Raw genomic sequence first — 21,531 nt, 5'->3', positions numbered from 1 at the left:
AACTGAATAATATGAAATTTAGGTGCTTTAATTCCATTGCCTTTAGGATAGTGCAAGGTTAAGGAGAATAGGGAATGAAGTGAGAATCTTCAACGGACCCACCACTGTAATGGTAAGTCTTTAAACATTATGCCACTGTACAACACTCAATTTTAAGAATATAGATTTAGTGTATTATAGAATTGAGTGCCCAATGGGAAGGCGTTTAAAGGCGTTAGATAAGCCAAAGTCAGGAGACCTGCCTAGATGTCAGTAGTTCATGAATGAAGGTAAAGTTCATGGTTTGTTTGCTAAGCAAATAAACTGTGAACTTTTTTTGTTTTTTTATTGGCTAATGTAGATATGGGATTTTAAAGCAATATAAATTGTAATGATGGTTATCTATAGATAAAAATACAAGCTATAAGGAGGACTTAATTATGGAATTATTAAAAGAAACTTTAGGGAAAATCAAAGAACTTGACAAGGAGGCTATGGGAAAAGCTAGAGAGAGGATTAATAATTTAATTAAACCTGAGGGAAGTCTCGGCAGATTAGAGGAAATGGCAGAAAAACTAGTAGGTATAACTGGAAAAAGGTTTCCAAAGGTTGATAATCGAGCTGTTATAGTTATGGCAGGTGACCATGGGGTTTATGAGGAAGGTGTGGCACCGGATCCTCAGATAATTACAGCAATTCAAACCTGTAATTTTACTAAAGGAATTACAGGGGTATGTGCTTTGGCTAAACAAGCTAAGGCAGATGTTATTAGTGTTGATATTGGTGTTGCTTCAGACTTAAAGGAACCAAGGGTAATAAACAGGAAGATAAAGTATGGAACTGATAATATGACCAAGGGTCCTGCTATGACAAGAAAAGAAGCCATAAAAGCTTTAGAGGTAGGTATTGAAATAGCCACTGATGAGATAAAGAAGGGAAGAAATCTTCTTGCCACAGGAGAGATGGGAATAGGGAATACTACTCCAAGTACTGCTATTATTTCAGTTTTAGGCTCCTATGACCCTCAGGAAATCACCGGGAAAGGTGCTGGGTTATCAGAAGAGAAGGTGATTCATAAGGCTCGGATAATAAAAAAAGCCATTGAGATTAACAAGCCCGATCCAGAGGATGGCATAGATGTTTTATCCAAGGTAGGAGGTCTTGAAATTGGTGGAATGGCAGGTGTTATGATAGCGGGAGCCGCTGAGAGAGTACCTGTTGTTGTAGATGGACTTATAGCAACAGCAGCAGCCCTAATTGCATGTAAAATAGAACCAAAAGTGAAAAACTACTTGTTTGCCTCCCATGCTTCCTTGGAAAAGGGAGCGGCCAGAGCATCTAAGCTTTTAGGATTAGAACCTATGCTGAATATGGACATGAGATTAGGAGAAGGGACTGGAGCAGTTTTAACATTTAACCTAATAGAAGCTGCGGTTTATATGAATAATGAAATGATTACCTTTGAAGAAGCTGGCATAATGAGGGATTAAGAATAGGAAATGGTATAAATATATTGAGTTACTATAAAAAGCTCCGATTTTATAGTAACTCTTTTCTAATTTAATTGTATATATTTTACAAAATATAAGAAATATACAATAGATATGCAGAATGTTAATCTACCGAAAAAAATATTTGTATAACTTTTACATATGTTTAAGAGAAAAATAAAATCTAGTTAGAAAAAAGGAAAATTAAGTCTGGTTCGGAAATTCTTTATAAGATTCATGACAAACCAACTATTCAAATTAGCATTCTTCTAGCGTTTCAACATATTATGGCGGCATTTGGAGGAATAGTTGCGGTACCCTTAGTTGTTGGCGGGGTATTAGGTCTGCCGGTAAATGATTTAGCTTTTCTTGTTAGTGCATCACTGTTTGCTGCAGGAATTGCTACATTTATTCAAGCTAGGGGTATTGGAAAAGTAGGAGCCAGGGTTGCATGTGTAATGGGAACAGATTTTACCTTTGTTGGGCCTTCTATAGCTGTTGGAACAACAATGGGGCTTCCAGGAATATTTGGAGCTACAATACTAGGTTCCTTTATAGAAATTATTCTTAGCCGCTTTATTAAGCCCTTAAGGAGATTTTTTCCACCGATAGTTACTGGAACAGTAGTGATGTTAATAGGTCTTACATTACTTCCTGTATCAATAGACTGGGCAGCTGGAGGATATGGAGCCGCTGACTATGGCAGTTTAACAAATGTGGCGGTATCGGTATCGGTTATGGTTGTAATTATGCTTTTAGGAATATTTCCTAAGTTTGGAGCTCTTATTGCAATAATGCCTAATCCCGTGTTAGGTGGAGCGGGTATAATAATGTTTGGGATGGTGGCAGCTGCAGGAATAAAGACAATAAAAAATATTCCACTCAATAATAGAAATATGCTTATACTTGCCATATCTTTAGGAATAGGGCTTGGCGTTACCGTAAGACCTGATTTTCTAAAGCATTTACCTAGTATGTTAAAGAGTTTATTTTCTTCAGGAATAAGTGCTGGGACTATAACAGCTTTACTTCTTAATATAGTTTTGAAAGAAGAATATATTGAAGGGGATGTAGTGGAGAAACAGAAGACTGCAAACTAAAGCGGGAGCTGTTTTATAAAGAAATCTTGTGAACACAGAACCTGGGATGTTTCAGAATGAATTTCAAGTAAGATTGAAATTTGTCATTCTCAAACATCCCCTTTTCTATTTTGTAGAGTATCTACAAAAACTTTAAAAAATTACTGATTTTTATATGAAAAAATACACTGATTATTAAATGAAAATAGTGAGAAATTGTGAAAAATGCACAAATGAATCAAGAAAAAGCACGATTTTTTTCAATCAATATTGTTAAAATTCTTCAAAAGAAGGAAGGGATTTTACAATTTTATTAAGAACTATATATTATAACTAAATGACATTAAGTTAATTGAGTAAATTGCATAATTATAACCCTAAAAAACTTACTACTATATATAGTCTTAAAAGCCCTAGAGCTATACCATCGAAACATGCTTTATTTTAAATGCTTAAATTAAGGATAATATTTGCATATGAAAATCGGAGTTATGCAATCTCTTCAATTACATTATTAAGGGTGTTTAATCTTGTTAGGAACTTAATATGAGTCAGAATTATTCATGAAGGGTTTGAAAATATATAGGTAGCCTTGAATTTTCTATGAATAATTTTGACTAAGGTAAGGGGGGGAAGGTTTGTTAAAGGAAACTGGTATTACTCTTAAAGAAGCATTGCAAATGGACTGCTTTAAAACCTGTAAGCTGATTGCAGGGTTTGAAGGCTACAATAATGTAATTTATAGAGTTAACATTATGGCCGATTACGAGATACTTAACTGGGTTAGTGAAGGTGAGCTTTTACTAACTACAGCATATTTTTTTAAAGCTGTTGAAACTGAAGAACAGGTTGAGTTTATTCGAGAGCTTAAAAAGAAGAAGCTGGCAGGGATAGCAATAAAGGTATATCCCTATTTAGAAAGATTGCCAGAGGAAGTAACAAATTTAGCAAACGAATTAAAATTTCCAATCATTGATTTAGACTATGAAATACCCTTTACTGATATAATGAGTCCAATATTTAAAAAAGTATTTAATAAGCAGACTTTGTTGCTTCAAAAAGTTGAAGAACTCCATAATGATTTGATGAATATAATCCTCAGAGGTGGAGATGCCAAGGATATCGCCACCACATTATCTAAAATAATAGGTAATCCAATCTTAGTTAAAAATCATCATTTCGACGATCTAATATATGATGATAAATTTTATCCATTTGATTATGAAGAGTTTACAATGAACATTGAGAAATTTTTAAACAATAATGTATATAATTCAAACTTATCTAAAACATATTCCTGTAAAATTAAGATAAAAGACAAAAAATATGAAGCTATAATGGTTCCGATAGTAGTGAAAAATAGTATTTTTGGACATGTCATAGCAGTAGCTGCAGAAAAAAGTATAACAAGTTTTGATATTGTATCAATCGAAAGAGCATCTACAATCATGGCTGTAGAGTTTTTGAAGAGAATCTCAGTTCAAGATGTAGAAAATAGGTACGCAGCGGAATTTTTTGAAGACCTTATTTCCCTTGATAAAATAAGAAAAGAAAAGGCTATCGAAAGAGCAAAGTATTACAAGTTTGATCATAGGGTATTTTATAATATTGTTAATATATATTTTGATAATAAGACGCCCAGTATTGGTGATGAATATGATTTTAATCAATATAAAAATAAGGGGATTTACATCATAAATCAAATATGTAATAATCAAGATGTCAAATACTTGATTACAAGTAAAGGGAAAAGCATTATTATTATGTTTATGTGGAAGGATCAGAAAAGCCTAAAGAAAAAGCTAGATAAAATAGTTGAGAATATTAATAAATCAATTAATGAAAAAATGAGCTTTACACAACATAGTATAGGAATTGGAAGGGTTTATAAAGGAGTGGAAAACGTTTATAAAAGTTTGAAGGATGCTGATAAAGCAATAGAAGCAAGAAAAACCTTTATAGATGAAACTGTTATTGACTTTGACAATCTGGGAATATATAAAATCTTTTGCCATGATAATCTAAGGGAGGAATTATTAAAGTTTTATAACTCCACATTATTTCCACTATGTCAATACGATGCAAAAAGGGATACCGAACTAGTTAAAACCCTAGAGGTGTATTTTAAGACCAATGGAAACTTAAAAAAAATGTCAGAGCATCTTTATACCCACTATAACACTATTTTGTACAGAATCAATAGAATACATGAGATTACAGACATGAATCTAGATAATGAACATGATAGATTTAATCTAGAAACTGCCCTAAAAATAAAGCAAATTATGGGAATTAAAATCTAATAAATTTGTAAATAATATATAGATAACTTACTTAACTCTCTCTACTACATTTTTAGCTGAGAATGTATTTTAAAGGTGGTTTACAGTAAAATATAATATAGAAAAAGATTAAGTCGGTATCGGCTTAATCTTTTTTAGAGTATTAAAAATGTTTTCTAATTTTAGTTTGATCTGATAAATCTTCTACTCCTCTACCAAGGCCACAGCCCGGATTGGAGAACCTGATCCATCTCTTATCTTTAAAGGGAGTCCTATATAAAGGAATCTTTTATTAACAATCTGATCCAAATTACATAGATTCTCTGTATTAGAAATATGATATTCGCCACAGACTAAATGACCTGAAAAATCTAAGTCGTCAGGGTGATCTATTGCGGGGGCATCTACACCTATATTAACTACTCCCTGTTTAGCCAACCATTTTGCAGCAGCATAGCTTAAGCCCGTATATTCAGTCTGCCATTTATCAGTGCCAAAATTTCTATCGTGGTGGCCAGTATAAAGGAGAACTATATCCCCCTTCATTATTTCCTGTCCAGATTTTCTTACTGCCTGTTCTAAATCCTTTGATTCAATATATCTACTTGCAGGTATATGGGATAGATCTATACATATTGCACTGCCCCAAAAGTATTCCATAGGCATTTTGTCTATGGTTGCTCCCTTTGGATTATACTCCCATACTGCATCGCAATGGGTACCACCGTGTTCGCTGATAAGCAAATTTCTTGCTGAAAAACCTAATGTCTTGCTTCCCGTTAATTTCATGTTTTCCTCATGGGTCATGTTAACCATTATAAATGTAGGCTGATGCATAGGAAAAACTGACATGCCTTGAAATATCTCTTGGGAAAGATCAATTAATTTTAAACCCATCATTTGTTACCCCCTTTATATTAATATCTAAATCTATTTGTTAACTATATTTGACGAACTTGTATTAAAATCCCTTATGTAAAATATACAAAAATACATATAAAAATATTCAGAAAATTTATGTTTGTTCATAAAATCTACACAAAGGCTTTTTGTAATATTTCATAGAAAATTTGAATTAGATAAATAGTAGAAGTAAAAACACATAAAATCTATTAGTAGATAAGAAGAAAGTCTTTTATGAAAATTTTCAATCTATGTATTTATAAAGGAGGAGGCAATATAAAATGAGTAATGAGAAAAAGTATATTTTAGCTGTTCCAAATTTTAGTGAAGGGAGGAGAGAAGAGGTAGTTGAAGCCATAGTCGATCAAGCAAGAAATATAGATGGAGTAAAACTTATAAGCTATGAGCCAGAGCATGATTTCAATAGGACAGTAGTAACTTTAATTGGTGAGCCTAAGCCCCTTAAGAAAGCCCTTATCAATCTAGCAAGTAAGAGCTATGAGCTAATTAATATGGAAGAACAATCGGGTACACATCCAAGAATAGGGGCTCAGGATACTATACCAATATTCCCATTCAAAAACATTACCTTAGAAGAGTGTGTAAAGTACATAGAGGAACTAGCAGTAGAGCTTTACGAAAAATGCCAAGTTCCACTGTACTTCTCAGGTCAAAATGCAAGGTGTGAAGAAAGAAAGGCCCTTTCATTCATTAGAAAGGGACAATACGAAGGTTTAAAGGAAGTCTGTCATACCGATGAAAGAAAACCTGATATGGGACCTGCTAAATTACATCCAACTGCAGGAGCTACTATTCTAAGTGCAGATTTAGAAGGATTAACTGCCTACAATGTTTTCTTAGATACTGAAAATTTACAAATAGCTAAGAAGATTGCTAAGGGTGTAAGGGGACCAAGCGGTGGATTTTCAACTGTAAGGGCAGTAGGAATTAAATTCCCTGAGAGGGAAGGCGTTGTTGTATCGATGAACATGTTTGATTGCGGAAAAACACCATTATATAGAACATTTAATTTTGTTAAGCAAGAAGCAGCAAGATATGGTGTAGCAGTAACTGGTTCTGAAATAGTTGGACCTGTTAAGTTAGATTATCTATTAAACTCTTTAGAGTACCTGCTTGGATTTGAAAACTTTAATAGGGAGCAAATACTAGAAACACATCTTATGGACTAGATATATAGGATTTATATAGTATAAATTAAAGTTTCTACTTGAATCCCTATATTAATCTTTTTTAGGATGGATAAACCTACTTAAAGAAGGTACAAACTTTTATTCTAATAATACAAGAAATCAAATATTTGAGGAAATTACATAATATATATGGTATAGTTTCGGAGCTTTTAAAATAATATGCTGTAGTTAGTTTTTTGAGAAGGTAATTATGAAATTTGCTCATTTAATAAAAAAATAAAGGAGGGCATATTTATGACTTATGATGTGATTGTTAAAAATGCACGTATACCTCAAGGTGATGACACAGTTGTTACAAATATACTAGTAAAGGATCAAAAGATTGCAGGCTTTACAATGGACTTAGATGGAATTCAAGCTTCAAAGTTTATAGATGCTGAAGGTCACCTCACTCTACCGGGTTGCATTGACTCACATACCCATATAAACGACCCTGGATTTACCCACAGAGAAAATTTTCTGACAGGAAGCTCTGCAGCAGCCAGCGGAGGTGTTACAACTATAGTTGATATGCCGTGCTGCTCTGTACCATCGGTAAGAAGCGTTGAAAACTTAGAACACAAGCTTAATGCCATAAGGGATAAAGCCATAATTGACTACGGTATGTGGGGAGGAGTTACCGGAGAAGACGTAAGAAATGGCTGGCTTCATAATGTGAAGGAGCAAGCTGACTATGGTGTTCTTGCATTTAAGGTTTACATGACGCCTTCAGTTCCAACCTATCCCAGAGTTACCGATCCTGAAATGCTTGAAGCTTTTAGGGCAGTAGCTGAGACCGGTGTTCCAGTTGGAATACATGCTGAAAACTTTGCACTGTGTGATTTCTATGTTAAAAAGTATGAAAAAGAAGGTAGAATGGATCCACCTGCATGGGCTCAGGCAAGAAGCACTTTGGCTGAGAAGGTTGCTATAGAATTAGGTATAAGCTTTGCAGAGGAAACTGGAGCTAGACTACACATAGTTCATATGAGTAGTGGAATAGGTGCAAAACTAGTTGGAGATGCCAAAAAGAGAGGGCTAGATGTTACTGCAGAGACCTGCCCACACTATCTGACTTTGAATTATCAAGATGCAATGACAGAATTCAAGCAGTTTGCGAAAATTGCTCCACCTCTTAGAACTAAGGAAGACAATGAAGAGCAGTGGAAGGCTCTACAAGATGGAAGAATTGACTTCGTTGCAACTGACCATGCTCCATATGAAATACCTACAGAAAAGGATGCAGAAGGAATGCATATATGGAATGCTTTCCCTGGAATTCCTGGAGTAGAGACAATGGTTCCTGTTATAGTAAGTGAGGGATACAATAAGGGAAGATTGAGCCTCAGCAGATTAGTAGAGGTACTTTGCTCAAGACCAGCTAAGCACTATGGAATCTATCCTAAGAAGGGCGCTATGTTCATAGGATCAGATGCTGATTTTACCATAATTGACCTAGACAAAGAATGGACTATAGATAAGGACAAAATGTATACAATGGCTAAATATACTCCTTTTCACGGTTATAAGTTAAAGGGTAAGCCAGTTAAAACAATCCTTAGAGGTAAATTGGTTTATGATGATGAAAATGGAATCGTAGGAGAAGAGGGATATGGAGAATTCGTAAGAAGGCAAAATATTCAGAAGCTTGATAAGACGATTAAATATTAATTAGCTACTAGGTTTGAGATAGGCTTTTGAGTAGGGGGATATAGGGTTTTCATATATATCCTGCTCAAGGGTCTTGATCTAGGTAGTAGTTTATTATGAATAAAAAAATGGAGGGAATCATAATGCCAAGACATGCGATAGTTGTAATAGATATGTTAAATGACTTTATAGGAGAAAAAGCTCCACTTAGGTGTCCAGGTGGAGATGATATAGTACCTAATCTACAAAGATTATTTAAGTGGGTTAGAGGGAGAAAGGACGATGATATCCATCTAGTTCATATCCAAGAAGCCCATAGAAAAAACGATGCAGACTTTAGAGTTAGACCTGTTCACGCCGTTAAGGGAACATGGGGTTCAGACTTCATAAAGGATCTCTATCCCGAGGGAGATGAGTATACCATCCCTAAGAGAAGGCACAGTGCCTTTGCCCACACTGATCTTGATCTTTATTTAAGGGAAGAAAATATTGATACAGTAGTAGTTACAGGGGTTTGGACAAACGTATGTGTAAGAAGTACGGCATCTGACGCTTTATATAATGCCTATAAGGTTATCACTTTGAGTGATGCTTGTGCATCAAAAACCGAAGAAATGCATCAATATGGCTTAAATGATTTAAGTATCTTTACTAAGGTAATGACTATTGACGAGTATATAGATGCATGGGAAAAAGGTGAAGACCCATGGCTAGGTGGAGGAGACCAAGAGAATAAAGTTGAGTAAATGGGGTCGAAAACTATGAGGATAGTAGTTGGGGTGACAGGGGGAAGCTGTTCCTTATATGGAGTGGCGCTGCTCAAAGCTCTAGAACAATTAGATATAGAAACCCATTTAATCGTATCGAAGATGGGAGAATACGTTACTAAGCATGAATGCGATATAGAAATTAATGACCTAAAATCTATGGCAGCTTATTTCCATAAAATAGATGATCTGGCAGCTCCTGTTGCCAGTGGTTCATTCAAAACCGATGGAATGATAATAATACCTTGCTCAATGAACACCCTGGGTGCTATTGCAGGGGGCTTGAGTTTAAATCTAATTCATAGGGCAGCAGATGTAACAATCAAAGAAGGTAGAAAGCTGGTTTTAGTGACTAGGGAAACACCTCTCAGTGTAATACATCTTGAAAATATGTTAAAACTTGCCAGGATGGGTGTAAGAATAGTTCCAGCATCCCCTGGTTTCTATCATCACCCTCAGACAATAGGGGACTTAGTAAATATAATGGTTGGAAGAGTCTTAGACCAACTAGGCATAGATACAAACCTATTTAAAAGATGGAAATAGGATATTTTCTGAGTTTCAAGTTGCAGGTTACAAGTTCCAAGAAAAAGAATCTTACAAGACAGGTGTAGCTTGGAGCATTAAACTATTATAGAAAAATAGTAGAATGAGTTTTGTTTTAAGACCCTAAAAAAGACTTAGGAACTTGCAACATGGAACTTGTAACTGACAAAGTGACGAAGGCACCTTTGCTTTAGGAGTGATTAAATGGAAAGACAAATGTTAAGGGCTGATTTAGAGAAATTAAGGAAGAGTGGCAAACTTTTAGTATGTGAAAGACAAGTTGATCCTAAGTTTGAATTGGGAGCAGTTCTTAAACACTTCAGCAACAAAAAACCAATACTGTTTAACAATGTAAAGGGAAGTAATGTATCGGTTATAGGAGGTATGTTCGGAGATAGGGATATATTCTACCATATGGTAAATACAAACCATGAGCAGCGTATTTGTAAGTTCATGGATGCAATAGCAAATCCCCAGAGCACTAAACTATTGGATAATGGTCCTGTTAAGGAAAATATACTTACTAGAAATATAGATATTACACGGCTATTCCCTATACCAACGTTTCATGAAAGTGATTCTTCTAGTTTTATCACAGCAGGTGTTGTAATAATCAAAGATCATGAAACCGGAAAGCGATATACTTCTATCCGAAGACTTCAAGTAAATAGAGGAGATAACTTAAGCATATTAATAGCATCACCGTTGCTTACAGGGCAGCTACAGGAACTAAAGGCTAAGAAGAAGGATCTTGAGGTGGCAGTTATATTAGGTTATGACTATGGGTTTCTTTTAGCATCACAAGTTAGTAGTGAACTCTATGGTGTGGACAAATACGAGGTAGATAGTGCATTAAGGGGAGAACCTTTAGAACTTGTTAAGTGCCATCAAATTGACTTGGAAGTTCCTGCCCACGCTGAGATAGTATTTGAGGGAGTTATCCCCCATGGCAAAGAAGAGGTTGAAGGGCCATTTGGCGAGCTGATGGGATACTACGGTAATATAGCTAATCATCCTGTTATAGAAGTTAAAACGGTGATGTTTAGAAATAATCCGATCTTTCAGGTCTCCTTCCCTTGCAGAGAAGAACATCTCTCCAATGGACTGATGCGAGAAGTTGAGCTTTATATGCATGTCAGCAAGTTTGCAGATATTAAGGATGTAAATATGACAATAGGTGGGGGATGCAGATTTCATGGAATTGTTTCAATTAACAAAAAGCAGGAAGGGGATGGAAAGGGCGTCATTCTAGGAGCACTTGGCAGCAATAAGGATATGAAGCATGTAATTGTTGTAGATAAAGATATTGATATATTTGACGGTGATGATATAGAAGGAGCCCTTGCCACCAGAGTTCAAGCATCTAAGGATATAGTGGTAGTAAGTGGTGCACATGGATCAGGATTAGATCCCTCTCATAATATTAGGGGGATTACCGACAAGGTAGGTATCGATGCTACTAAACCGCTGGGGGAAGCAGGAATAAAATTTAATAAGGCTATAATTCCTGGTTATGAAAAGATTGATATAGAAAAGTACTTCCCCAAATTTAAAGGGGGTATGTAGATGAGGCAAGCAATTGGATTTTTTGAAATTAGAAGTAAGGTAGCAGCAATACAAGCTGTCGACACCATGCTTAAAACTGCTGATGTAAGTATAAAGGACTTTAACTTAGTGGGTTCCGGAGTAATTTCAGTTATTATTGAAGGCGATGTGGCGGCTGTAAAGGCTGCAATTGAGAATGCAAAGTCTACTGCGGGGCACATGGCTGAGGTAATATCCGTAAATGTAATACCTAGACCAAATGAAGAACTGGACAAATTATTTGGCGAGTAATGGGGTGTTAGAATGACAAATCAGTTAACCAGAGTAATTATGCAAAACATAGTAGAGAAATGTACCCTTGGCAAAGGTAATAATACCGGTACCGGAGGAAGTAAGATGCATATAGGCGATAAAGAAAAAAATATGATAATGAATATTATACACAAGGAAAATAATAGGAATTCACAAGCTGAAACCAAAAGAAAGGTTGACGTAAGTAGACACATTGAAAGTAAAAATTTAAGTAAGCATATTACACTAGAGGAGCTTATTAGTAAAAGTATAGGTCAGAATAGGACAGAAAATGATTCAGGAACTGAGAAAATCAAGGAGCCATATATAGGGAGAATTAACAAAGTCAGTTTAGAAGATATAGTTCCAAAGGTTTCTTTAACTTCCATTGGGAAGAAAAGATAGAGATTTGGAGGTGTAAGCCTTTATGGGTGCAGCACTTGGACTTATAGAAACAGTAGGGCTATCTGCAGCGGCAGCAGCGCTGGATGCAGCTACAGATACGGCTGATGTAGAACTTATTGGATGTGAAAAGGTTATCGGTGCAGGCAAATCAGTAAGTGTAACGATACATTTAGTTGGTCAAGTAGCAGCTGTACAGGCGGCAGTTGAATCTGGAGTTAGTGCCGCTGGAAAAGTGGGAACAGTTTTGGCATCTAAAGTAATACCAAGACCCCACGAAGATGTGAATAGACTAATTGAGATGTTCAAGGAAAACAGTAAAAAGGACAACAAGAAAAAGAGTGGGCCAAAGAAGAAACGAACAGTATCGAGAAAAAAACAAAGTGCATCTATAAAAAAAGACGAAGTTAAGCAAGAAGAGACAGATATACAAGATTTAAAGGAAGTTTCAGAGAAATAACAATCAAAAATTTAAATTACAAACAAAAAAATAGGAGGTCATTTATATGAGTCAAGCGTTAGGATTAGTTGAAACTAAAGGATTAGTAGGGGCAATAGAGGCGGCTGATGCCATGGTTAAGGCAGCAAATGTAACAATAGTAAACTATGAGAAGATAGGTTTCGGACTTGTAACAGTTATGGTAAGAGGAGATGTAGGTGCAGTTAAAGCAGCTACAGACGCAGGAGCAGAAGCTGCAAGATCCGTAGGAGAACTTCATTCTGTACATGTAATCCCACGTCCACATTCTGAAGTAGAGAGAGTTATATTAAATAAAGAATAATGATGTTTAAACGTTTAACGTTTAACTCGTAAAAGGGAGATATTTTCATGTCTAATAAAGATTTGATAATTAAGGTTCTTGGAGATATCACCACAAGAATAAATAATCAAAGCATAGAGCCTAAGAAATATTCTAAGGTAGAAAAGGATAATATTTTAGTATTGTTTACAGGAAGCAATCTAGAAATTGATAAAGTCCTTGATAATCTCAAAAAGCTTATAGAGAATGGCTGTTTGCTGACATTATGCTTTTCAAAAAATGCTGAGGAAGTTATTGATGTTGAAAGAATAACCGGTTTACTTAGTCCACATAGGATTTATTTTGAGCATGATAAGGAAAGGTGCTTGGAAATAGTGCAATCCTCGGATATAGTCCTAGTGCCTGCCTTAACCCAAAATACCCTAGCTAAGGTAGCTGTAGGAATACAGGATAGCTTTATATCTATGCTGTTATGGCAGCTTTTATGGGCTGGTAAGAAGGTGTTTGTCAATAAAAATTCAGCATGGGGAAGAAAGCAAATGTCCTGTAAGAGCAAGAAGATGTTGGATTTGATGAATAGTCATATGGAAATACTAAAAGAATTTGGAGTAAAAATAATTGAAGAACATGACTATCAAGCATGTATTGGTAAAGAAACAGGTATATATGAAGATAGAAAAAATGAATTTGCCAAAAGAGAAAAAGCAGATTTAAAGAAGGTCATAACAGAAAGAGATATCCTAGATTTAGTAGGAAAAACAGGAGAATTTACTGTAAGTAGAGGAACCATTATAACTCCTCTAGCCAAAGATGTAGCGAAGGAAAATAAGATAAGAATAATACTACGCTAACTTAGAGGTAAACTATTATCCTTCACCTGAATAAAGGAGTGTTCCTATGTATACAGGAATGGTAATTGGGACTGTTGTAGCTACAAGAAAAGATGAGAAGCTTATTGGGTGTAAGCTATTATTCACTCAGCCCCTAAATATTAATAAAAACCCTATGGGGGATCCAATAATTACTGTGGATACGGTTGGTGCAGGTATTGGTGAATATGTAATATACACCAAGGGAACCGCAGCCAGATATGCAGCTAGAAAACTTGATGCACCTATTGATGCAGCCATTATTGGGATTATAGATAACGTTGATATATATTTAGATGTATTTGAAAAGAAATAGGAAGGCGGTGATGGGAGTGAAGCCAGATATTATAAAAAAAGCAATGGAATATAGAGAGCTTATAGATGTACTAATGTCTGATATGAAGCATGCAGATATAGTTTTACATGGTGGGAATGTAATCAATGTAATAACTAGAGAAGTATATAGAGCTGACCTAGCAATTAAGGGGAAACACATATTAGTTGTTGGAGACTCTGAAAAGCTTATTGGTAATGAAACTCTGCTTATAGATGTAAATGGAAAATATATGGCACCAGGTTTTATAGACTCTCATATGCATTTTGAAAGCAGTATGTTAACTATTTCAGAGTTTTCAAGGCTATCTATACCTTCAGGAACTACAACTTTAGTGGCTGATCCCCATGAAATAGGGAATGCCTTAGGTTCTGTAGGAATGTTAGCAATGGCCGATGAGGCTGATGTAACACCAAATCATGTACACTTAGTAGTGCCTGCCTTAACTCCAGATTGTCCACAGCTTGAAACTGCAGGAGTAGATATTAGCTCCAAGGATATGGAGGAAATGCTGAATTATAAAAACATAATTGGAATCGGAGAGCTTCAGGGTTTTAGTAACGCTAAACATGTATATAGAAATACTCCTGAAATAATAACTGATCTAGTTGCTTCAACGGCCTACGCAAGAAGTATAGGAAAGGTTGTTGATGGAAATGCACCGGAGTTATTTGGAAATGAGCTTGCAGCCCATATTATTTCAACAGGAGGTAGATGCTCATGTCATGAAACCACGACTAAGGAAGAATGTGTTGAGAAGCTTAGACAGGGTGTATATGTTTTCATGAGGGAAGGGTCTACCCAAAGGAATATGGCTGAGTGCATAAGGGCCGTAACTGAGGAAGGCTTAGACTCTAGAAGGGCAATACTTGCAACCGACGATATGGTGGCAGAGGATTTAGAAAAGCTAGGTCATATGAATGAAATTGTTAAGAGGACCATAGCCCAGGGAGTAGATCCAGTAGAGGCAATACAAATGGTTACTATAAATCCTGCTACATATTTTGGACTTGAGGATAGAGGTGTTTTAGGACCTGGTAAACTTGCCGATATTGCCATAATAAGTGATTTAAATAATATGATTGTTGATGCAGTATTTATAGAGGGAAATTTAGTAGCAGCCAGGGGACAAATGGTTGTAGATATACCTCAGTATGTATACCCAGACACAGTTAAAAACTCAGTTAAAAGAGGGCCGATTTCAAAGGATGACCTTGAGATAAAAGCTTCTGGAAGTAGAGCCACTGTTAGATGCCTAGAGCTTATACCTGATCAGAATCTATCGGGCAGCCTTGAGTTTGATTTAAGGGTACAAAATGGTATAGTTCTACCGGATACCTCAGGGGATGTTCTTGAAATTGCTTGCATTGAAAGATATGGAAGAAATGGTAATATTGGAAAGGCCTTTGTTAAGGGATTTGGACTTAATAGTGGTGCCTTTGCAGAAAGTATTGCCCATGATACCCATAACATAATAGTAGTTGGTACAAATTTGGAGGACATGACTTTAGCAGTAAATAGGGTTATAGAAATGGGCGGCGGCCTAGCTATCGCAGATAGGGGTAGAATACTAGGCCAACTCAGATTACCCGTAGGCGGTCTAATAACCGACGAACTTACAGGCAGTGAAGTGAGTAAAAAAATAAATGAATTAGAGAACACAGCTAAGAATCAATTAGGATGTAAGGTTCATGCTCCATTCATGCACTTATCATTCCTTGCTCTGTCAACTAGTCCTAAATGGAAGATTACTGATAGGGGCCTAATAGATGTAGAAAATTTTGAGATATTAGACCCAGTAAAATAAATTAAAGTTACCTACTGCAATTTAAGAAAAAGGGGGGATTTATTTATCGATTAAGCAGTAGATCTAAAAATAAAGGAGGGGCAACAATTGACGAGTCTTACAAAGAATGGTGGATTTTTTGAAAAGAGATTTAAGCTTTCCGACAATAATACAGATATCAAAACAGAAGTGACAGCAGGAATAACTACTTTTATGACCATGGCATATATTCTCATAGTTAATCCTTTGATTTTATCATCGGCGGGAATGAATTCTGGAGCAGTTTTTACAGCAACTGCTGTATCGGCAATGATTGCTACATTAGTAATGGCCTTTTACGCTAATCTACCCGTTGCACTAGCTCCTGGAATGGGTCTGAATGCCTTCTTTGCATATACTGTTGTTTTAGGTATGGGTTATTCGTGGGAATTTGCTTTAACAGCAGTATTTTTAGAGGGGATTATCTTTATTATTCTTACCTTTTTAAATATTCGTGAAGCAATAATAAATTGTATACCATTGAACCTAAAAAGAGCCGTTTCAGTTGGTATTGGATTGTTCATTGCACTAATAGGCTTAGTAAATTCAGGAGTTATAACAACAGGTAAATTCCATGTGGGAGATGGAAAACTTGACGGTCTTATAGTTCAGTTAGGTAAGATAACTTCAGGAGATCCATTATTAGCTTTAATAGGTATAGTAATTACAGGTGTGCTGCTTGCTAAGGGTGTTAAGGGAGCTTTGCTAATAGGTATATTAGCTAATACTATTATAGGTATACCCATGGGAGTTACGAGTTTAGAGGGCTTTAAGCTTATAAGTGCGCCTCCATCACTTAGTCCTATTCTTTTCAAGCTTGATTTTTCTAATATTTTTTCGGTTGATATGTTAATTGTATTATTTACCTTCTTGTTTGTAGATATGTTTGATACCGTAGGAACACTAATTGGTGTAGCAACCAAGGCAGATATGCTGGATGAAAAAGGAAATTTACCTAATGCTAAACAAGCTCTTTTTGCAGATGCCGTTGGAACAACAGTAGGAGCTCTTTTAGGAACAAGTACAGTTACGGCATATGTTGAAAGTGCTTCTGGTGTTGCAGAGGGAGGAAGAACTGGCTTAACAGCTCTATCAAGTGCTGGTATGTTTGCTCTAGCATTATTATTCTCACCAGTGTTTATCATGATACCAGGCGCTGCAACTGCACCAGCCTTAGTTCTTGTAGGTCTTTTCATGATGAGTCCTATTAAAGAAATAGATCTTGATGATTTTACTGAGGCAATACCAGCCTTCCTAGCAATAATAATGATGCCCCTTGCATATAGTATTGCTGAAGGGATTGTATTTGGTATGATAAGCTACGTAATATTAAAGCTTTTAACAGGAAAGTACAGAGACGTATCGCCTCTAATGTTTATAATTTCCATAATCTTTGTATTTAAATTCTTCATTTAAATCTATTATCCCCTATCTTTTATGATAAGTGATAGGGGATAATATTAAATCCGGGTTTAAGTTACAAGTTTTAAGTTGTAAGTTCCAAGCAGAAAAGATTAGAGAGCAGCTAGTGGCTCATAGCTAGAAGCTTGGAACCTGGAACTTGGAACTTGAAACAACTAAAGGAGGATATAGATGTCAACACTGAAGATCACAGAGGGCACAATAGTAACAATGAACAAAGAGAGACAAATTTTTAAGGGCGATATATTTATAAAGGACGATAGAATAGATCAAATTGCTCCATCTATTGGGAAATCTGGGGATTTAGAGATAGATGCAAAGGGGAAGATTATAATTCCTGGATTGATACAAACCCATGTTCACCTAACTCAAACCCTATTCAAGGGTAAGGCCGATGATTTAGAATTACTCGACTGGTTGAGAAAGAGAATATGGCCCCTAGAGGGCGGTCATACTGCAAAAACAAATTATATCTCTGCAAAGCTTGGAATAGCAGAGCTTATAAAGAGTGGAACTACCTCAATTATAGATATGGAGACAGTAAATCATACTGAGTCTGCCTTAAATGCAATTGAAGAAAGTGGTTTTAGAGCCATAATAGGTAAATGTATGATGGATTATGGCGTGGGAGTACCAAAAACTCTTATGGAAGATACAAATGAGTCGATTAATGAGAGTGTTAGGCTGCTTAAAAAGTGGCATAAGTCAGCAAATGGAAGAATTCAATATGCTTTTGCACCAAGATTTGTTGTTTCATGTACAGAGGAGCTTCTTATAAGGGTTAGGGACCTATCCAAGGAATATGGAGTTATGGTTCATACCCATGCGTCGGAGAATAGAAAAGAGATAGAATTAGTTGAAAGGGATAGGGGAATGAGGAATATTAAGTATCTTCATAAGCTTGGAATGACCGGTGAAGACCTAATATTATCCCATTGTGTATGGTTAGATGATGAGGAAATGAAAATCCTAGCTGATACAGGAACTAAGATAGCCCACTGTCCGAATTCTAATTTGAAATTAGCTTCAGGTATTGCAAAAATTCCAGAATTACTTGAATTAGGAGCAAACGTATCCATCGCAATAGATGGGGCACCTTGCAATAATAATCTAGATATATTTAGAGAAATGAGAAGTGCAGCATTAATTCAAAAAGCAAGGCTTCTTAATCCTACTGCGATGCCGGCAGAAAAGGTATTTGAGCTGGCTACGATAAATGGTGCAAAAGCTATGGGCATGGAAAATGAGCTTGGAAGCCTAGAAGTAGGAAAAAAAGCTGATATTACAATTGTTGATCTTAATGATATTAGTAATGCACCCCATGAAGGTTCTAATATTATATCTCAATTAGTTTATTCTGCTTCAGGGCACAATGTTGAAACTACAATTATAGACGGAAAAATTGTTATGAGGAATAGAGAGCTTCTAACCTTAAATGAAAGGTCAATCATAGATGATGCTAATATGCTTATTAAGCAGCAAATGGAGAAATTCACCATTAAATAAAGGGGGAGTTATTCTATGGGAATTACAAAGGTGCACAAGGCATTTGACATAAATAGCGTTCTACAGCTACTGGAAAAGCATAGAGATAAAGCAGAGGTTTTAGCAGGCGGTACCGATTTATTAGTCCATATTAAAGAAGATAAGAATAAGGGAGACATAATAATTGATATTTCTGATATCGGAGAGATGAAGAAAATTGAAATTTTTGAGAAGGAGATAGTACTGGGAGCACTAACGACCTTTTCTGAAATAGTTCAGAGTAAATATATTAAAGACAAAATACCAGGATTATGGGAGGCTGCAAAGTCAGTAGGCTCACCACAAATAAGAAACATGGGTACTGTTGGAGGAAATATCTGTAATGCTTCTCCTGCGGCAGATATAGTTCCACCATTATTGGCCTTGGATGCAATACTGAATATTAAAAGTAAGGATGAAGAAAGAACCTTAAAGCTTAGTGAATTCTATAAGGATAAAAATAAAACTGCATTAAAATCTAATGAAATGCTAATCAGCATAAAAATTCCCCTTCAAAAGAATAAGAAAATCCATATGGGTTTTGAAAAGCTTGGGCCCAGAAATGCGTTGTCCATATCGAAAATCAGTTCTTCGGTTTATATAGAGATTGAAGATAAGGTAATGAAGAATATTAGGATTGCCTCTGGTGCATTAGGTGGTTATCCCCTCAGAGAGTACAGTGTTGAGAACTTTTTAAAGGGTAAAGAGCTTTGTGACAAGACCATTGAAGAGGCTTCAGAGAAGTACTCAGAGAGCTTGACACGAAGGCTTGCAGGTAGAAGTTCCTTAGAATATAAGAGAGAAGCTGTAAAGGGGGTGTTTAAGAAGGTTGTTTATAATGCCATTAATGGATAGCGTGGATTTATATTTTTTGCAGGGAGCTTAAGGTTAAGGAAAGTAAAAGAACGAAGGAGATGTGAATTCCATGATTAATATTGAGGTTAATATTAATGATAAGGATTATAAGCTTGAAGTTGAAGAGGACTTGAGGCTTATAGATTTATTAAGGGAAAAGATGGGACTGCTAGGGACAAAGGAAGGCTGCGGTGAGGGGGAATGCGGAGTTTGTACAGTAATATTAGATGGTAAAACAGTTACTTCATGTCTGATTTTAGCAACCCAGGCCCATGGTAAGAGGATTTTAACTATAGAGGGCTTAGGCGATGAAAACAATTTGCATCCTATACAAAGGGCCTTTTTAGATAATGGCGCGGTGCAGTGTGGTTATTGCACACCGGGAATGGTTCTGTCTGCAAAGGCATTGCTAGATAAAAATATTAATCCAACAAGGGAAGAAATCAGAGAGGCTATTTCAGGCAATTTATGCAGATGTACGGGATATGAAAAAATTATCGATTCCATTGAAAGGGCTTCAGAATTATTACAAGAGCAAGGAAGTGAAGCCCATGGGTGATTATAGAAATGTAGGAAAGAATCTAATTAGAGTCGATGGGAAACAAAAAATACTAGGAAAGGCAAAGTATCCTGGTGATTTATACATGGATGATATGCTTTATGGAGTTACTTTAAGGTCAATGCAGCCCCATGCATATTTTTCGATGGATGTAAGTAAAGCAGAGAAACTTCCAGGCGTAGTAAAGATATTGACCCATGAGGATATTATTGGAGAAAATCATCATGGCGTATATATTAAAGACCACGAGGTTTTTTGTAAGGATAAAGTAAGAAGAATTGGAGATCCTTTGGCTTTTATAATTGCAGAAAATGAGAAGTTGGCCATTGAAGCTAGCAAACATGTGGAAGTTAAGTATGATAAACTTCCTGCGGTTTTTGATCCAAGGGAAGGAATGAAGGATGATGCACCTAAAATACATGGAGACAGCAATATAGTGTATCATTATAAATGCAGAAAAGGAAATATTGATGAAGGCTTCAGATCCTCCCATGTCATAGTGGAAAATGAGTATAAGACCTCAATGGTGGATCATGCTTTTTTACAGCTGGAAAGTGGTTTAGCTTATGTGGAAGAAGATGAGACAATAGTAATATGCGCAGCTACTCAGTATCCTCATTTTGATCAGATAGAAGTGGCTGAGGCCCTTAGCTATGCAAAGGAGAAGATAAGAATAGTGAATCCTGCTGTTGGTGGAGCCTTTGGTGGTCGTGAGGATATAACAATGCAGATACATATTGCATTAGGAGCCTTGCTTACAAAAAGACCCGTTAAGGTATGCTATTCCAGAGAGGAATCCTTTTATGCCCATTCAAAAAGACATCCCCTTTATATGAAATTTAAAACGGGAGCGGATAAGGAAGGAAAGCTTACAGTTTTTGAAGCTGAAATAGTTGGAGATACAGGAGCGTATGCATCTTGGGCTGTTAATGTTCTAAGAAAAGCTGGAGTCCATGCTACTGGTCCCTATGAAATTCCTAATATTAAGATTGATAGCTATGCAGTTTATACAAATAATCCATTCTGTGGAGCAATGAGAGGCTTTGGAGCAACCCAAACTCCTGTGGCAAATGAACAGCAAATGGACATTTTGGCAGAAAAGCTTGGCATCAGCCCTGTAGAAATTAGGCTTAAAAATTGTTTTGGAATTGGAAGTATAACTGCAACTGGTCAAGTTCTTACGGAGAGTGTCCCCCTTAAAGAATGTATAGAAGCTGTATTTGAAAGAATGTTTTCAAGAGAAAGAGAGATGATATAA

At 36.1% G+C, this 21,531-nt stretch carries 21 protein-coding genes and 1 riboswitch; of the genes, 20 read left to right on the top strand and 1 reads right to left on the bottom strand.

What is annotated here, in order from left to right; all coding sequences use genetic code 11:
- Positions 1–3 precede the first annotated feature (3 nt).
- A riboswitch (cobalamin riboswitch) is annotated at positions 4–260 on the top strand.
- Between the two features lie 159 nt (positions 261–419).
- From cobT to B5X81_RS06550, 3 genes are all read left to right on the top strand, one after another.
- Positions 420–1,469, top strand: a complete 1,050-nt coding sequence (gene cobT, locus B5X81_RS06560; RefSeq protein ID WP_079490353.1) for a nicotinate-nucleotide--dimethylbenzimidazole phosphoribosyltransferase — start codon at positions 420–422, stop codon at positions 1,467–1,469.
- 203 nt (positions 1,470–1,672) lie between these two features.
- The gene (locus tag B5X81_RS06555) at positions 1,673–2,569 is read left to right on the top strand and encodes a solute carrier family 23 protein (protein WP_079490351.1); all 897 of its coding nucleotides are present in this window, start codon (positions 1,673–1,675) and stop codon (positions 2,567–2,569) included.
- Between the two features lie 617 nt (positions 2,570–3,186).
- Positions 3,187–4,851, top strand: coding sequence for a PucR family transcriptional regulator (locus tag B5X81_RS06550; RefSeq protein WP_079490350.1), 1,665 nt, complete (start codon positions 3,187–3,189; stop codon positions 4,849–4,851).
- Positions 4,852–5,034: 183 nt separating this feature from the next.
- On the opposite strand, the gene B5X81_RS06545 is transcribed toward B5X81_RS06550, so the two are convergent.
- A complete protein-coding gene (locus B5X81_RS06545; protein ID WP_244282022.1) occupies positions 5,035–5,730 on the bottom strand; it encodes a cyclase family protein in 696 nt (231 codons plus the stop codon).
- A gap of 284 nt (positions 5,731–6,014) precedes the next feature.
- Between B5X81_RS06545 and ftcD the strand changes: the two genes are divergently transcribed.
- The 17 genes from ftcD (at position 6,015) to B5X81_RS28370 (ending at position 21,531) form a co-directional block, all read left to right on the top strand.
- Positions 6,015–6,923: a glutamate formimidoyltransferase gene (gene ftcD, locus B5X81_RS06540; protein WP_079490348.1), complete on the top strand. Its 909-nt coding sequence runs from the start codon at positions 6,015–6,017 to the stop codon at positions 6,921–6,923.
- A gap of 255 nt (positions 6,924–7,178) precedes the next feature.
- A complete protein-coding gene (gene allB / locus B5X81_RS06535) occupies positions 7,179–8,594 on the top strand; it encodes an allantoinase AllB (protein ID WP_079490347.1) in 1,416 nt (471 codons plus the stop codon).
- Positions 8,595–8,716: 122 nt separating this feature from the next.
- Positions 8,717–9,319, top strand: a complete 603-nt coding sequence (locus B5X81_RS06530; RefSeq protein WP_079490345.1) for a cysteine hydrolase family protein — start codon at positions 8,717–8,719, stop codon at positions 9,317–9,319.
- A complete protein-coding gene (locus tag B5X81_RS06525; RefSeq protein ID WP_330397343.1) occupies positions 9,320–9,886 on the top strand; it encodes a UbiX family flavin prenyltransferase in 567 nt (188 codons plus the stop codon).
- Positions 9,887–10,090: 204 nt separating this feature from the next.
- Positions 10,091–11,452: a UbiD family decarboxylase gene (locus tag B5X81_RS06520; RefSeq protein WP_079490344.1), complete on the top strand. Its 1,362-nt coding sequence runs from the start codon at positions 10,091–10,093 to the stop codon at positions 11,450–11,452.
- Positions 11,453–11,722: a BMC domain-containing protein gene (locus tag B5X81_RS06515; RefSeq protein WP_079490342.1), complete on the top strand. Its 270-nt coding sequence runs from the start codon at positions 11,453–11,455 to the stop codon at positions 11,720–11,722.
- Positions 11,723–11,734: 12 nt separating this feature from the next.
- Positions 11,735–12,127: a hypothetical protein gene (locus B5X81_RS06510; protein ID WP_079490341.1), complete on the top strand. Its 393-nt coding sequence runs from the start codon at positions 11,735–11,737 to the stop codon at positions 12,125–12,127.
- 22 nt (positions 12,128–12,149) lie between these two features.
- Complete coding sequence (locus B5X81_RS28375; RefSeq protein ID WP_079490339.1) at positions 12,150–12,584, top strand: BMC domain-containing protein; 435 nt, start codon at positions 12,150–12,152, stop codon at positions 12,582–12,584.
- 46 nt (positions 12,585–12,630) lie between these two features.
- Positions 12,631–12,906, top strand: coding sequence for a BMC domain-containing protein (locus tag B5X81_RS06500; RefSeq protein ID WP_079490338.1), 276 nt, complete (start codon positions 12,631–12,633; stop codon positions 12,904–12,906).
- A gap of 47 nt (positions 12,907–12,953) precedes the next feature.
- Positions 12,954–13,736: a flavoprotein gene (locus tag B5X81_RS06495; RefSeq protein WP_079490336.1), complete on the top strand. Its 783-nt coding sequence runs from the start codon at positions 12,954–12,956 to the stop codon at positions 13,734–13,736.
- A gap of 46 nt (positions 13,737–13,782) precedes the next feature.
- A complete protein-coding gene (locus B5X81_RS06490) occupies positions 13,783–14,070 on the top strand; it encodes a EutN/CcmL family microcompartment protein (RefSeq protein ID WP_079490335.1) in 288 nt (95 codons plus the stop codon).
- A 10-nt stretch (positions 14,071–14,080) separates the two neighbouring features.
- Positions 14,081–15,895, top strand: coding sequence for an adenine deaminase (gene ade / locus B5X81_RS06485; protein WP_079490333.1), 1,815 nt, complete (start codon positions 14,081–14,083; stop codon positions 15,893–15,895).
- An 87-nt stretch (positions 15,896–15,982) separates the two neighbouring features.
- Positions 15,983–17,329 carry an NCS2 family permease gene (locus B5X81_RS06480; protein ID WP_079490332.1) on the top strand — a complete coding sequence of 449 codons (1,347 nt, stop codon included), beginning with the start codon at positions 15,983–15,985 and terminating at the stop codon, positions 17,327–17,329.
- A gap of 177 nt (positions 17,330–17,506) precedes the next feature.
- Complete coding sequence (locus B5X81_RS06475) at positions 17,507–18,841, top strand: 5'-deoxyadenosine deaminase (protein WP_079490330.1); 1,335 nt, start codon at positions 17,507–17,509, stop codon at positions 18,839–18,841.
- Positions 18,842–18,856: 15 nt separating this feature from the next.
- Complete coding sequence (locus tag B5X81_RS06470; RefSeq protein WP_079490329.1) at positions 18,857–19,714, top strand: FAD binding domain-containing protein; 858 nt, start codon at positions 18,857–18,859, stop codon at positions 19,712–19,714.
- A 70-nt stretch (positions 19,715–19,784) separates the two neighbouring features.
- The gene (locus B5X81_RS06465; protein WP_079490327.1) at positions 19,785–20,273 is read left to right on the top strand and encodes a (2Fe-2S)-binding protein; all 489 of its coding nucleotides are present in this window, start codon (positions 19,785–19,787) and stop codon (positions 20,271–20,273) included.
- Positions 20,200–21,531, top strand: a complete 1,332-nt coding sequence (locus B5X81_RS28370; RefSeq protein WP_280175250.1) for a xanthine dehydrogenase family protein molybdopterin-binding subunit — start codon at positions 20,200–20,202, stop codon at positions 21,529–21,531. The genes B5X81_RS06465 and B5X81_RS28370 overlap by 74 nt, the downstream gene beginning before the upstream one ends.

This window comes from Maledivibacter halophilus, from assembly GCF_900167445.1.
Taxonomy (GTDB): Bacteria; Bacillota; Clostridia; order Peptostreptococcales; family Caminicellaceae; genus Maledivibacter; species Maledivibacter halophilus.
This window is presented reverse-complemented; position numbering and strand designations above follow the sequence as displayed.